The sequence below is a fragment of the Pantoea sp. CFCC18179 genome (assembly GCF_059412405.1).
On sequence record NZ_JBNBPM010000002.1, the window covers coordinates 161,712 to 176,176 of the forward strand.

General features: G+C 52.4%; 12 protein-coding genes and 1 riboswitch. Of the genes, 5 read left to right on the top strand and 7 right to left on the bottom strand.

Annotation, left to right across the window (positions count from 1 at the left end; all coding sequences use genetic code 11):
* Nucleotides 1–4: 4 nt before the first annotated feature.
* Nucleotides 5–1,237: a multifunctional CCA addition/repair protein gene (locus tag ACPUC7_RS05380; protein WP_494922040.1), complete on the bottom strand. Its 1,233-nt coding sequence runs from the start codon at nucleotides 1,235–1,237 to the stop codon at nucleotides 5–7.
* Between the two features lie 142 nt (nucleotides 1,238–1,379).
* On the bottom strand, nucleotides 1,380–2,003 hold the full coding sequence (locus tag ACPUC7_RS05385) for a TIGR04211 family SH3 domain-containing protein (protein ID WP_494922041.1): 624 nt from the start codon (nucleotides 2,001–2,003) through the stop codon (nucleotides 1,380–1,382).
* A 204-nt stretch (nucleotides 2,004–2,207) separates the two neighbouring features.
* Between ACPUC7_RS05385 and ACPUC7_RS05390 the strand changes: the two genes are divergently transcribed.
* From ACPUC7_RS05390 to hldE, 3 genes are all read left to right on the top strand, one after another.
* A complete protein-coding gene (locus tag ACPUC7_RS05390) occupies nucleotides 2,208–3,518 on the top strand; it encodes a CYTH domain-containing protein (protein WP_494922042.1) in 1,311 nt (436 codons plus the stop codon).
* A 25-nt stretch (nucleotides 3,519–3,543) separates the two neighbouring features.
* Nucleotides 3,544–6,402: a bifunctional [glutamate--ammonia ligase]-adenylyl-L-tyrosine phosphorylase/[glutamate--ammonia-ligase] adenylyltransferase gene (gene glnE / locus ACPUC7_RS05395; RefSeq protein WP_494922043.1), complete on the top strand. Its 2,859-nt coding sequence runs from the start codon at nucleotides 3,544–3,546 to the stop codon at nucleotides 6,400–6,402.
* A gap of 62 nt (nucleotides 6,403–6,464) precedes the next feature.
* The gene (hldE, locus tag ACPUC7_RS05400) at nucleotides 6,465–7,889 is read left to right on the top strand and encodes a bifunctional D-glycero-beta-D-manno-heptose-7-phosphate kinase/D-glycero-beta-D-manno-heptose 1-phosphate adenylyltransferase HldE (RefSeq protein WP_494922044.1); all 1,425 of its coding nucleotides are present in this window, start codon (nucleotides 6,465–6,467) and stop codon (nucleotides 7,887–7,889) included.
* A gap of 34 nt (nucleotides 7,890–7,923) precedes the next feature.
* Here the strand turns inward: hldE and ubiK are convergent, their stop codons facing one another.
* Nucleotides 7,924–8,229: a ubiquinone biosynthesis accessory factor UbiK gene (gene ubiK / locus ACPUC7_RS05405; RefSeq protein ID WP_034828368.1), complete on the bottom strand. Its 306-nt coding sequence runs from the start codon at nucleotides 8,227–8,229 to the stop codon at nucleotides 7,924–7,926.
* A gap of 171 nt (nucleotides 8,230–8,400) precedes the next feature.
* Nucleotides 8,401–8,550: riboswitch (FMN riboswitch) on the top strand.
* A gap of 108 nt (nucleotides 8,551–8,658) precedes the next feature.
* Here ubiK and ribB point away from each other — a divergent pair.
* The gene (gene ribB, locus ACPUC7_RS05410) at nucleotides 8,659–9,315 is read left to right on the top strand and encodes a 3,4-dihydroxy-2-butanone-4-phosphate synthase (protein WP_494922045.1); all 657 of its coding nucleotides are present in this window, start codon (nucleotides 8,659–8,661) and stop codon (nucleotides 9,313–9,315) included.
* A 56-nt stretch (nucleotides 9,316–9,371) separates the two neighbouring features.
* Here ribB and ACPUC7_RS05415 read toward each other — a convergent pair whose 3' ends face one another.
* Nucleotides 9,372–9,755, bottom strand: coding sequence for a cell wall hydrolase (locus ACPUC7_RS05415; protein WP_494922046.1), 384 nt, complete (start codon nucleotides 9,753–9,755; stop codon nucleotides 9,372–9,374).
* A 275-nt stretch (nucleotides 9,756–10,030) separates the two neighbouring features.
* Between ACPUC7_RS05415 and ygiD the strand changes: the two genes are divergently transcribed.
* Nucleotides 10,031–10,816: a 4,5-DOPA-extradiol-dioxygenase gene (gene ygiD / locus ACPUC7_RS05420; protein WP_494922047.1), complete on the top strand. Its 786-nt coding sequence runs from the start codon at nucleotides 10,031–10,033 to the stop codon at nucleotides 10,814–10,816.
* Between the two features lie 35 nt (nucleotides 10,817–10,851).
* Here ygiD and ACPUC7_RS05425 read toward each other — a convergent pair whose 3' ends face one another.
* From ACPUC7_RS05425 to tolC, 3 genes are all read right to left on the bottom strand, one after another.
* Nucleotides 10,852–12,015 carry a glutathionylspermidine synthase family protein gene (locus ACPUC7_RS05425; protein ID WP_494922048.1) on the bottom strand — a complete coding sequence of 388 codons (1,164 nt, stop codon included), beginning with the start codon at nucleotides 12,013–12,015 and terminating at the stop codon, nucleotides 10,852–10,854.
* An 8-nt stretch (nucleotides 12,016–12,023) separates the two neighbouring features.
* Entirely contained in the window at nucleotides 12,024–12,698 is a 675-nt protein-coding gene (locus ACPUC7_RS05430) for a DUF1190 family protein (protein ID WP_494922049.1), read from the bottom strand.
* 141 nt (nucleotides 12,699–12,839) lie between these two features.
* On the bottom strand, nucleotides 12,840–14,312 hold the full coding sequence (tolC, locus tag ACPUC7_RS05435; RefSeq protein ID WP_343550726.1) for an outer membrane channel protein TolC: 1,473 nt from the start codon (nucleotides 14,310–14,312) through the stop codon (nucleotides 12,840–12,842).
* Nucleotides 14,313–14,465: the final 153 nt, after the last annotated feature.

Consider the following 14,465-nt stretch of genomic DNA (forward strand, 5'->3'; position numbering starts at 1 on the left):
CCGGTCACGCTGGCCGCGCATCTATCAATTCTGTTTGCAGTACCGCAACACGCCGACGCGTTAATTCTTCCCGCACTTCCGCCCCTTTAAAACCCGCTGCGACCACCTCTTTGGTGGGAACCGCTTGCGTCAGGGTAAATGCCTGACGCAAATAGTCGCCCTGCGGATATGGCAGGCTTTCTAATCCCGCACGACCGCGCGCATCGGCTTCGCTGGTCAGCGCCATTTTTTCTACCCGCTCGGGCTTGCGCCACGCATCAATGCGATCAAACAAGGCAATCAGCGCTTCAGCAGACTGACGCTCAATGGTGTGCACCACATCGTGAAATTCGGTGACGACTAATGCCAGATCGCGGACTTGATTGGGCACGCGCAGACGTTGGCACAACGCTTCAACAATCGGTACGCCCGCCAAACCGTGGCCATGATGGCTCGGCCATTTTTCCGGCGGCGTTAAGGCTTTGCCGACATCGTGAAACAGCGTGGCAAAACGCACATCAAGCTGATCGGAAAGCGCGGCCGACATCGTCAGCGTCATCAGCGCATGTACGCCGGTATCAATTTCTGGGTGCCATTTGATGGGGGCCGGAATGCCGTAAAGATTATCGATTTCCGGGAACAGCACTTGTAGCGCACCACAATCACGCAGCACCTGGAAATAGACTTGCGGATTGCGCGTCAGCAAGGCTTTTTCTGTCTCTTTCCACACGCGCTCTGCTGTGAGGTGCGACAGTTCGCCGCTAACCGCCATTTCGCGCATTAACGCCTGGGTTTCATCAGCAATACGGAAGTTGAGGTGGGCGAAGCGAGCAGCAAAACGTGCCACGCGCAATACGCGCAGCGGATCTTCATTAAATGCGTCAGAGACATGGCGCAGTTGGCGTTGCGCCAAATCGCGCTGACCGCCATAAGGATCAATCAATTCACCGTCATCGCTTTGCGCGATGGCGTTAATGGTGAGATCGCGACGCTGAAGATCTTGCTCCAGCGTGACATCGGGCGCGAATTGCGTGACAAAGCCGGTGTAACCGTTGCCGCTCTTACGTTCAGTGCGCGCTAAGGCATGCTCTTCACGGCTGTCTGGATGCAAAAACACCGGGAAATCGCGGCCAACCTGCTGATATCCTGCCGCCAGCATCGCTTCGGGCGTAGCGCCAACCACCACCCAATCTCTATCTTTTACCGGCAATCGCAGTAAGGCATCGCGCACTGCGCCGCCGACCAGAAACGTCTTCACTCAACCACTCCAGAGGCCAATCAAAAATTGCGTGCTGAGCACGCTTGTTGCTTTATTGTTGCATACTTTGGCTAAGTATCGGGCACGCCAAAAGGGGCATCTTACGATCCCCTTAAAGAAAAGAACAAATTTGCGTGGTGTGTTAGTTCATCCAGCGATCGTTTTTCTTACGGCGCGGCACCATGTGCGGCAGCAACAGACCCAACAGCAAGCCAACGCCCAGCACGCCGCCGCCATACATAAACCACTGCATGATGATGGTGCGTTGCTTGTCATCCAACTGTACGTTGGCGGCGCTGACTTTCTTCTGCGCCACAATCAGCTCATTTTTCAGCTTCTGATTTTCGGCTTTCAGGCCATCAATGGTGCCGTCGCTGTTAGCGACTTTGTTTTGCATCTCAGAAGTGCGCTGGTTCCAACTGTTATCAATATTGGCCAGCTTGGCGGTGAGATCTTTAACCTGTTGTTCCAACTGTGGAACGCGGGTGCGCAGGCTAGGATTCGCACTGAGTTGAGACAGGGGAATCCAGTTGGTCTTGCCTTCTGCATCGCGAATCTGTCCATATTGAGAATCGTTATTGGTTTGCAGCAAGGTCACTTCCTCTCCGGCATTTAGCTTGCCGATCAGGCGATATTGATCGCCCGGTCCGCTACGTACCCAAGTGGATAATTCATCTGAAATATAACGCTTTTCGTCAGCGGCGTGAGCAGGAGCGATGGCGCTGAAAGCCAGCAAAGAAAGAGCAGCAAGTGTGATTTTTTTCATTCGATGTCATTTTTTCTTAATGGCGTAAAATTACCGGCACAGTCTGGAGACGCTTCTCATAAATCTGAATGAGAACTATCCTGGTCTCAATCTGGTGCGAAAAGGGTCGTAAAAGCACAAGAAAGCAGAGACAGCGGGCTTCCGGTGCATTACTCTTCGCCAAATTAAACTCGTAAGTGCCAGCAGCGTATTGAATAAAAAATTATGACCATCGAAATCGAATTAAAGTTCATTGCCACTCCGCAAGCCGCCGAAAAATTGGCGGAAAAGCTTGCCGCGTGGCCACATCAGCACTTCGCCGCGCGCGAACTGACTAACATCTATTACGAAACCGACGACAACCAACTGCGTCGTTGGGATATGGGCTTGCGCATTCGTGGCGTTGACCAACGCTATGAAATGACGCTCAAAGCCGCCGGTAAAACCGTTGGTGGCCTGCATCAGCGTCCGGAATACAACGTTGATATCGCCGAGCCAACGCTGGATATCGCGCGCTTGCCAGCAGAAATCTGGCCGCAAGGAACCGATATCGCTGAACTGCAATCGCGCTTACAACCACTATTTAGCACCCATTTCCAGCGCGAAGCGTGGTTGGTGCAGTTTGGCGACAGCGAAATTGAAGTGGCGTTTGACCAAGGTGAAGTGGCATCAGGTGAGTTCAGCGAGCCGTTGTACGAAGTGGAGCTGGAGCTGAAAAGCGGGCAGCGTGAAGACATGCTGAAATTCGCTGAAGAATTAATCGCCATGGGCGGATTGCGTCTCGGTAGTTTGAGCAAAGCCGCGCGCGGTTATCAATTGGCGCAGGGCAATCTGCCGCGCCCGTTGCGTACCTTGCCATTGCAGAAAATCGCCGCGAAAGCGTCGGTTGAGCAGGGCATGATTAACGCGATGACCGCAGCACTGAATCATTGGCAATACCACGAAGAAGTGTGGCTGCGCGGCAATGCAGCCGCTAAAGCTTCGGTGATTGAAGCGCTGGAAACGCTGCGTCAGGCGTTTTCATTATTTGGTGCGCTGGTGCCACGCAAGGCAAGTAGCGATCTGCGCCAGAAATTAACCCGTCAGGAAGAGTTGCTGGCGGAAGAAGAGAACAATGCAGAGGCGGCATGCTTCTCGTTAATCTCGGTTGAAGCCCAGTTAGCACTTACTTACTGGCTGGTCGAGTCTCAGTGGCAAAGCTGGCTGGATGATAAGAGTAAAAGCAAGCTGCAAGGTTCGTTTAAACGCTTCAGCGATATTATGTTGAGCCGTATCGCCGCCGATCTGCGAGAAACCTTTGATGGCGTGCAACTGGCCAATGAATTTCAGGATAAAGCTACGCGGCTGAATCGCCAGTTGCTGGCGGTGAACTTGCTGGCGGGTGCTTATCCAGCCGAAGAAGTGAATTGCTGGCTAGAAGGATGGCAGGAATTACAACATGCTATTCGCGAAAAGCAGGAGCGTGGTTTGATGCATCTGGTGAATATTGCTATTCGTCCGGCTCCGTTCTGGCTTAATAGCGGAACCAAACGCTAACGAAAAATCGAATCAGGGAGAGAAGATGTTGTTACCGTTACCGGCGCTGATGCAGGCGCAATTAGCTAATGTGGCAGAGCGATTGAATCTGTCGTCCTCAGCATTGACGCCTGAGCAGGCTGGAGCGCTGACCTTTAGTGATTTTATCCTCGATAACCTGCAGCAGCACCCCGAATGGTGGCAGCAATTGCAGCAGCAAGCGCCGGTGCCGGATGAGTGGCAACACTACGCCAGTTGGCTGAGTGACGTGCTGCAAGACGTTGCTAACGAAAACGCTCTGATGCGCGAACTGCGTCTGTTCCGCCGTCATATGCTGGTACGTATCGCCTGGATGCAGGCGTTACACCATGCCAGCACTGAGCAAAGTTTGCAGCAACTCAGCACGCTGGCGGAAATTCTGATTGCAGCTGCACGCGATTGGGTTTGGCAGGATTGCAGCCGCGATTTTGGTACGCCGTGCAACGACGCGGGCGAAGCTCAGCCGATGCTGATTCTTGGCATGGGTAAACTCGGCGGTTGTGAACTCAACTTCTCCTCTGATATCGATCTGATTTTTGCCTGGCCGGAAAACGGCGTTACCCAAGGTGGCCGACGCGAACTGGATAATGCGCAATTCTTTACGCGCATGGGGCAGCGGCTGATTAAGGTGCTGGATCAACCTACGGTAGATGGCTTTGTTTATCGCGTAGATATGCGTTTACGGCCATTTGGTGATAGTGGCCCGCTGGTGTTGAGCTTCGCGGCACTGGAGGATTATTACCAGGAACAAGGCCGCGACTGGGAACGCTATGCGATGGTCAAAGCGCGTCTGATGGGCGACGATCAGGGCCATTGGAGCCAGGAATTGCAGCAAATGCTGCGTCCTTTTGTCTATCGCCGCTACATCGATTTCAGCGTGATTCAATCGCTGCGCAACATGAAGGGCATGATTGCCCGCGAAGTGCGTCGCCGCGGTTTGAAAGACAACATCAAACTGGGCGCAGGCGGCATTCGTGAAACCGAATTTATCGTCCAGGTTTTCCAACTCATTCGTGGTGGACGTGAGCGCTCACTACAACTCCGTTCCTTGCTGCCTACACTTGAAGCGATTGGCGAACTGGCCTTACTAAGCTCACATCAAGTCGAGCATCTGCGCGCTGCCTACCTAATTCTGCGTCGGTTAGAAAACCTGCTGCAAAGCATCAATGACGAGCAAACTCAAACCCTGCCGGAAAATGAACTTGATCGCCAGCGTTTAGCCTGGGCAATGGGCGCAGCTGATTGGGATGCGTTAATGGTGCAGCTTGAAAGCCAAATGGCCGGTGTGCGCGCTATCTTTGACGAACTCATTGGCGACGACGCGCCTGATGTTGACGATCAACCGCAGTTGGCCGAATTCGCAGGTTTGTGGCAAGACGCGCTGGAAGAGAGCGATCTGATTCCCGTCGTGCCACAGTTGGATGATGCTCAGCGCCACGCGCTGTATCATGCACTCAACAATTTCCGCCAGGATGTCAGTCGTCGCACCATTGGCCCGCGCGGACGATTGGCACTTGATCAACTCATGCCGCGTTTGCTGAGTGAAGTGTGTCCGCGCGAGGATGCGGACGTATTGCTCAGCCGCCTGACGCCGTTGCTGCTGGGCGTAATCACGCGCAGCACCTACCTTGAGCTGCTAACCGAATATCATGGCGCGCTGCGTCACCTGATTCGTCTGTGCGCCGCATCGCCGATGGTCGCCAGCCAACTGGCGCGCTATCCGCTACTGCTCGATGAATTGCTCGATCCGGCCACGCTGTATCAGGCGACGGCGACAGATGCTTACCGCGATGAACTCCGCCAGTATTTGCTGCGCATTCCCACCGATGACGAAGAGCAGCAATTAGAAGCGCTGCGCCAATTTAAACAAGCGCAGCATCTGCGCATTGCCGCGGCTGATATCGCTGAAACCTTGCCGGTGATGAAAGTGAGCGATCACTTAACTTGGTTAGCTGAAGCCATTATCGAATCGGTGGTACAGCAAGCCTGGCAAATGATGGTGCAACGTTATGGTCGTCCATCGCATCTCACCAATGACAGCGAGCGCGGTTTTGCCGTTGTCGGCTATGGCAAACTTGGCGGTTGGGAATTGGGCTACAGCTCAGATCTTGATTTGGTGTTCTTGCACGATTGCCCGGATGACGCAGAAACTGACGGCGAACGTGTCATTGATGGTCGCCAGTTCTATCTGCGTTTGGCACAGCGTGTGATGCATCTGTTCAGCACTCGCACCTCATCCGGCATTTTGTACGAAGTGGATGCGCGCCTGCGCCCGTCTGGCGCTGCCGGTATGTTGGTAAGCACTTTCTCGGCCTTTGATGAGTACCAGCGCAGCGAAGCCTGGACCTGGGAACATCAGGCGCTGGTGCGCGCGCGCATTGTGTTTGGCGAACCGGCACTGTGCGAGCGTTTTGATGCCATTCGTCGAGGCATTCTTTGCTTGCCGCGTGAAGTGAATACGCTGCAAAAAGAAGTGCGTGAAATGCGTGAAAAAATGCGATCGCACCTCAGTAACAAACACAAAGGCCGCTGGGAAATTAAGACCGATGAAGGCGGCATCACCGATATTGAATTCATCGCGCAATATCTTGTCCTACATTACGCTGCCGCTCAGCCAGCCTTAACACGTTGGTCCGATAACGTGCGTATTTTTGAATTGATGGCGCGCCACGGCATCATGCAGGAAGAAGAAGCTCAAGCGCTAACCCATGCTTACGTCACGCTGCGCGATGCTCTGCATCATCTGGCGTTGCAAGAGCTGCCGGGCCATGTTGCGCCAGAAGCGTTTGCCGCCGAGCGCGCCGTTGTCAACACCAGTTGGCAACGTTGGCTGAGCACCACCGAATCTAACAGCGCGGAACCATGAGCTTGATGGCTTATGTGATAATATCTGGAAATTATTTTTGACCGAAGTCTGGAGTCTCTTGAATGAAAGTAACACTGCCCACTTTTGGCAAGGCCAATGTACTGGTCGTTGGCGATGTGATGTTGGATCGCTATTGGTATGGACCTACCAGCCGCATCTCTCCTGAAGCGCCGGTGCCGGTGGTAAAAGTGGATACCATTGAAGAGCGCCCTGGCGGCGCGGCTAACGTCGCGATGAATATTGCTGCGTTGGGCGCGGCTTCGCGTTTGATTGGCCTGACGGGTGCAGATGATGCCGCACGCGTATTGAGCGAAACGTTGCAAAAGGTGAAAGTGGATTGCGATTTCGTTGCACTAAAAAGCCATCCCACCATTACCAAACTGCGCGTGCTTTCACGTAACCAGCAGCTGATTCGACTCGATTTTGAAGAAGGTTTCGAGCAGATCGATCCACAGCCGATTCACGATCGTATGCGCCAATCTTTGACGCAAGCCGGTGCGTTGGTGCTGTCTGATTACGCCAAAGGCGCGCTTAACAGCGTGCAGACCATGATTCAGTTAGCGCGTGAAGCGAATGTGCCAGTACTGATTGATCCAAAAGGCACCGATTTCGAACGCTATCGCGGTGCGACGCTATTGACGCCAAATCTTTCTGAATTTGAAGCCGTAGTTGGCAAGTGCAAAACCGTAGAAGAGATTGTCAGCCGTGGGATGCAGTTAATTGCCGATTACGATCTTTCTGCGCTGCTGGTCACGCGTTCAGAAAACGGCATGACATTGTTACAGCCAGGCAAAGCGCCACTGCACCTGCCGACGCAAGCGCAGGAAGTGTATGACGTCACCGGTGCTGGCGATACCGTGATTGGTGTGCTGGCGGCGGTGCTGGCGGCGGGCGATAGCTTAGAAGAAGCTTGTTTCCTTGCCAATGCCGCTGCGGGCGTGGTGGTCGGCAAACTGGGTACTTCAACCGTCAGCACTGTTGAACTGGAGAACGCAATTCATGCGCGTCCAGATAGCGGATTCGGCGTGATGAATGAAGCTGAACTGAAAGCGGCTGTAGCCCAGGCGCGTCAACGCGGTGAGAAAGTGGTGATGACCAATGGCGTGTTTGACATCTTGCATGCTGGCCATGTTTCCTATCTGGCCAATGCGCGTAAGCTCGGCGATCGTCTGATTGTTGCGGTGAACAGCGATGCTTCAACTAAGCGCTTGAAAGGCGAAACGCGCCCGGTTAACCCGCAAGAAAACCGCATGATTGTGCTCGGTGCACTGGAAGCTGTTGATTGGGTGGTATTGTTCGAAGAAGACACGCCTCAGCGCTTGATTGCTGAAGTATTGCCAGATCTGCTGGTCAAAGGTGGCGATTACAAACCGGAAGATATCGCGGGGAGTAAGGAAGTGTGGGCCAATGGCGGCGATGTGCGCGTACTGAATTTTGAAGACGGCATTTCAACTACCAACATCATCAAAACCATTCGCAGCCACTAAATGCAAAAGGGCGGGATGACACCCGCCCTAAAAATTACTGTGGCGTATCGATCTTTCCTGCTGGATCGGGCGTCACAACCGCTGGAGCCGGAGCCGCAGGACTTTCACTTTCCAGCTTGGCTAAGCGTTGTTCTAACGCGGCCAATTTCTCACGCGTGCGCAGCAACACCTGCGTCTGCACATCGAACTCTTCACGGTTAACCAAGTCCATGCGCGTTAACTGTGCCTGCAATACCTGACGGATTTTCTTTTCGACATCGTCGCCAAAATCACGGATTCCTTTCGGCATCGCTTCGTGTACCTGGCGAGCCAGTTGTTCAATTTTTTTCGTGTCGATCATGATTATTTCCTGGTTACGGTGGCCGATAGCTGCGCGTGTTCGGACTCAATAAGTACTAAGTGTAATGCCTGAAACGAAAAGGTTAAACCTGAAATCCACAACGCAGGAAATGCAAAAGCAATTGCAGTTTTGTCGATTGCCCGTCCAGATGATTGGCGCTATGATTATTTCGCTTATTCTCAGGGCGGGGCGAAATTCCCCACCGGCGGTAAATCAGCTTTAGCTGAAAGCCCGCGAGCGCTTTCGCTGCAAAGTGAAAGGTCAGCAGATCCGGTGTAATTCCGGAGCCGACGGTTAGAGTCCGGATGGGAGAGGGTAACGACATCAGCCGGGCTTTGCCCGCGTCTCGTTTTTGCCATGTGTTTTGTACGCACTCCTAAGCACGCCCTGGTTCTGGTAACTCATATTTCTATATAAGGTTTTTTTACCATGAATCAGACGCTTCTTTCTGAATTTGGCACGCCTGAACAGCGTGTAGAACGCGCCATTGATGCGCTACGTAATGGACGTGGTGTAATGGTGCTTGACGATGAAAATCGTGAAAACGAAGGCGATATGATCTTCGCCGCCGAAACCATGACCGTAGAACAGATGGCATTAACTATCCGCCACGGCAGCGGTATTGTTTGTCTTTGCATCACTGAAGAACGCCGTCAGCAACTCGAATTACCGATGATGGTGGAAACCAATACCAGCGCTTATGGCACCGGTTTTACCGTCACCATTGAAGCGGCAAGCGGCGTGACCACCGGTGTATCAGCAGCCGATCGCATTACGACTATTCGTACTGCGGTGGCTGATGGCACCAAGCCGAGCGATCTCAATCGTCCGGGCCATGTTTTCCCGCTGCGTGCCAGCGAAGGCGGCGTATTAACCCGCGGCGGCCACACTGAAGCCACCATCGATCTGGTGACATTGGCTGGATTCAAGCCGGCCGGCGTGCTGTGTGAATTGACCAATGATGACGGCAGCATGGCGCATGCGCCAGAAGCGATTGTGTTTGCCAAGCAACATGATATGCCGGTAGTCACCATTGAAGATTTGGTTGCTTATCGTCGTCAGCGTGAAACGCGCCAAGCCAGCTAATTGAATTGATGTCGAAAAAAAGAGGCCGGAAATATCATCCGGCCTCTCTTTTTGCCCTAACGGCTGGCGTAAAACACGTGATTACCAATCACCACGGTACGTTGAAAAGTATGACGCCATACCGGTTTGACGCTGTGTGCATGGAAATAAGTTGCACCTTTGGTCACGTCTTGTAATTCCCCTTCAACAATCTTCTTTGCCAATTGCCTGGCGCGTTGCCAACTTTTATCTCCTTTGGGTGGATAGCTATGAGGATTTTTCTTTAGAGACGTCCAGGAGAACTGCTTGGGTGCGTACACCACAGGGCAGATCTCTTTGACATCCCAATTCGCGCGATTCATGGTCACCGTTCCAACCGCGATTTGCCCTTTCACAGGCTCACCGCGGGCTTCATGGTAGATGTTCATCGCCAAACAAAGTATTGCTCCCTGAATTAACATACTTTCCACTGCTCTTTTTTATAAAATCGCGTGGAGTGTAAGAATTCCTTCCGCGTGGCGTAACAAGACCGGTCTCGCTCAACCCACTGAGTGGCCTATCTTACTGATATGTAATAAGTCCCATCACAATATTGCGACAAATCTTGCTGATAATGTTTCACGAAATATTCATTCAAATATCTTGATGGAGATCATCATGCTTATCAGCGTTAATCCCACAGGGAAAGCGCGTATCGTAGCGGTTAACAAAGCGACACTTCGTTAGAGGAATAATCATGAGCCACAATCGCATGCCAGCCCTGTTCCTTGGTCATGGCAGCCCAATGAACGTATTGGAAGATAACCGTTATACCCAAACGTGGCAGCATTTGGGCGCGACATTGCCGCGTCCGCGCGCCATTCTTGCTGTATCGGCGCACTGGTATACCCGTGGCACTGCGGTGACGGCGATGAGTAATCCCCGCACCATTCATGATTTTGGCGGCTTTCCTCAGGCGCTGTTTGATGTGCGTTATCCTGCGCCGGGATCGCCTGAATTGGCTCAACAAGTCATTGATTTATTAAAACCAATTGCGGTGCATGCCGATCAGGAATGGGGCTTCGATCATGGTTCGTGGGGCGTGCTGGCAAAAATGTATCCCGAAGCGGATATTCCCGTGGTGCAGCTCAGTATCGATGGCACCAAACCGGCGGAGTGGCACTTTGAGTTAGGCCGCAAGCTGGCGACTTTACGTGACGAAGGCGTGATGATCGTTGCTAGCGGCAACGTGGTGCATAACTTGCGTATGTTGCGCTGGCAGGGCGCAGAAACTGCCTATCCGTGGGCGGAGAATTTTGATCAGTTCGTGCGTGAGAATTTGGATTTTCAGGGCGATGCCATGGATCATCCGCTGGTGAACTTTATGCAGCATCCGGACGCACAACAAGCAAACCCAACACCTGAGCATTATCTGCCGCTGCTGTATATTCTGGGGGCGCGCGCTGCGGATGAAGCGATCACCATTCCGGTTGAAGGCATGGAAATGGGCGCGATCAGCATGATGTCGGTGCAGATTGGCTAAACAGAACCGCCCAATATACTTGGGCGGTTCAGCCATTACTCAATAAAAGTGTGCGGATAGAAGCGCGACAGATCTTGGGTGATCAACGCGCGATCTTCACGTATGCCGATTCCCGCAGGTTGATCGTCAATCAGCCAACTGCCGATCAGCGTATAGCTGTCACCAAATTTTGGCAGTTGATAGAACTGCTGAATGATCATGCCTTCTTCGCCGTAAGGTCCATCGGCGCGGGCGATTTCCTGACCGTTTTCAATAATGCGAATATTGGCACCTTCGCGTGAAAACAGCGGTTTCACCACGTACTTGTCCATCTGCGGAGCGTTTTTATCATCCGCGAAATAGGCAGGCAGCAAGTTAGGATGATTAGGGAACATTTCCCACAGCAGCGGCAGCAGCGCTTTATTGGAAATAATGCTTTTCCATGCGGGTTCCAGCCAACGCACACCGGCATCCGCCAGTTTGGTGGAGAACACTTCCCGCAGCATAAACTCCCACGGATAAAGCTTGAACAGATTGCTGATGACCTGATCGTTCACATTAGTAAACTGGCCTCTTTCACCCAAACCAATATCGTCGATGTAAAGAAATTCACTCGGTAGGCCAGCCTCAGTCGCGCAATCCTGTAGATATTGCACCGTGGCGCGATCCTCTTCGGTGTCGCGGCAGCAAGCGAAGTGCAGCCAGGTAAAACCGAATTGCTGATGCAGAGTAGCGAAGCGTTCAATCAGTTTTTCCTGCAAGCTGTTGAACTGGTCACTACCTTGCGGCAAGTTGCCCGCTTTAACCTGATCTTCTAGCCAGATCCATTGGAAAAACGCCGCTTCGTACAGCGAAGTCGGTGTATCGGCATTATTTTCCAGCAGTTTGGCATCGCCTTTACCATCCCATGCCAAATCGAGGCGTGAATAGAGTGAAGGCTGGCGTAATTTCCACGATTCACGCACGAAATCCCAGGTGTGTTTTGGGATGCAGAAGCGGGTAAGCAGCTCATCGCTGTTCACCACTTTCTCTACCGCTTGCAGGCACATTTGATGCAATTCGGCGGTGGTGTCTTCCAATTGTTCAACCTGAGCGAGCGTGAATTGATAATAAGCATCCTCACACCAGTAAGGCTCGCCATACATGGTGTGGAACTGGAAGCCATATTCGCTGGCTTTTTCACGCCAGTCTGGGCGTTCACTGATTGCAATACGTTGCATGCTGCGGCTTAGCCTCCCAGCGAGCGGCTACTCGTACCTGAAGCGCTGCTGCGCTGCATGGTATTTTGTTTGGCTACGCTATCACCAAAACCGCCACGGGTAATGGTTGAAGTGGTAGCCGGTTTTGGCGCCATGGCTGTTTTAGGTACATTAATGCTGCGGCCCGTTGTGGCATTGCCGTAGTTCTTGCCGGATGCATCAACGAATTTGCCATTTGCCGGGCTATTAGGATTTTTTGGCGAGAACAGCGGTTGTTGAGCAAAGCCTGCGCCGCCGCTCATCATGCGTCCCATCATGTAGCCTGCCATTAATGGCATCCAGAAACTGCCGCTTTGCTGTGCTTCAGCATTATTCGCGGTGGTGCCAACGCCAGCCTGAGCCGGAGTTTGCTGGCACTGATTCTCACCAAATTCAGCCACACAATCTTCGCGCGTAGCGTATTTCGGTGCGGTACGTTCTGCTTCTTTCAGCGCGTTGTTGTATGCAGTCGTGCATTGCGCGCTCTGGCTAGGATTGGCTTTTGCACAATCATCCGCGTTTTGATACAGCGAGACTGTTTCATCACTTTGTTCGCAACCAGCCAGCATAAACACGGCGCTAACAGCGAGTGCAACTGGCGTTAAATGGCGTGCCTGCCAACTTTTACGAAAAGCGGCATGGCGAATATTTTTCGTCCGTTTCATTATTTTCATCCTGTGCCCAAAGGTGGGGCTTAGGATAGGGGATGAGTGGTGAAAATTGAAGCTAGAAGCCAGATGGCGAGAGGATCTTTACGTTGTTATACGATTAGATGAGAGAGGGGCCGCAAGCGACCCCTTTAAGCATTAGTTACCGAAAGGATTTCCGCTGCTGCGCGTAGCCGCTGGACGGGCTTTTGCGGCGGCGGAAGCTGATGTCGCTTTCGGACCGTTATCCACACGCGCAGCCTGCTGGTTATTTTCCGGCGCAACCACTTCTGGCGTGGTTGTCACTTCTTTGCCCAGCGTGCTGTTAAGCTGCTGCAGATCCTGCTCGTTCAGCGTACCCAGCGCATATTTGATATTCAGCTGGTTAATCAGATAGCTATAACGCGCATCGGAAAGCTGCTGCTTCGCATTGAACAGCGTGGTGGTCGCATCTAACACATCAACGATGGTACGCGTACCAACCTGATAACCAGCTTCCATCGCATCCAATGAACTTTGGGCGGAAACCACTGCCTGCTTGTAAGCATCGATGCTGCTGATCGAGGCATTCACGTTATTGAAGGATGAACGTACAGTTTGCACCGCGCTACGATGTGCGCCTTCCAACTGCTCGCTGGCCGCAACGTAGTTGTATTGCGCCTGCTTCACCTGAGAAGTTACAGAACCGCCACTGTACAATGGCATGGTGAAGCTCAGACCCACCTGGTTAGAACCGGTGATCGAATCGGTAGTGCCAGAACTTTGGTTGGCACGGCTGCCGCCATACTTGCTGTTGGAAAGACCGGTTGAAGCAGTCAGATCTAAGGTTGGCATATGGCCGGTTTCTGCCGAGCGAATCTGCTCACGCGCCAGATCCTGGCTCAAACGCGCAGAGAGCAACGTCAGGTTGCGGCTTTCGGACTCTTTCAACAGGTTGGCAACGGCATCTGGACGCGTGGTTTTGAAACGATCGATATTCAGTGACGCCAACGACAGATAATCCATACCGGTAATCTGACGCAGAGATTCCACGGCGTTATCAAGGTTGTTACGCGCAGTCACTTCGTTAGCCAAAACGGAGTCATATTGTGCACGCGCATTCTGCACGTCAGTGATCGCTACCAAGCCAACATTAAAACGCTGCGTGGTTTGATCCAATTCGCGATAAATCGATTGTTTCTGTGCTTCGGTGTAAGAAAGCGTATCGATTGCCTTTAACACATTGAAATAGGCCGTCGCACTATTCAGAATCAGGTCTTGCTGGGCAACCTGATAGGTGACGTCTTGAATACCGGCTTGTTTTTCCTGCAACGACAGCGCACGCCATTTCGACATATCGAAAATAGATTGAGTTAATTGCAGTGATGCGCTGGTCGTGTTGGAATGAAGTCCGCTGCTGTCACGGTAGCCGTTGTTATAGGTATAATCTGCGCCCAAGCCTAACTGCGGCAATAAAGGACTACGCGCTTCGTTGATTTTCTCAAATGCAGCGTCGCGATCGGCGGCGGAAGCACGCAGATCAGGGTTGCTGAGGCGCGCCTGCTGATAGACCTGCAACAGGTTTTCTGCCTGGCTGGCAAGGCTGAATCCGCCCAAGCCCAGCCCAATTAAAAGTGGGAGCAGTTTTTTCATTTGCATTCCTTTTGTTGCAGCAAATTGCACTGGTAGTGCTGCAGGTATAAGCCAAAAAAATAATCGCCGATTCTACAGAGGCGGCGTCAGAGATAAGTTGGCTGAACGTGCCTTCTTCCCCTAATTTACGTAAATAATTCAAAAAGAACCACT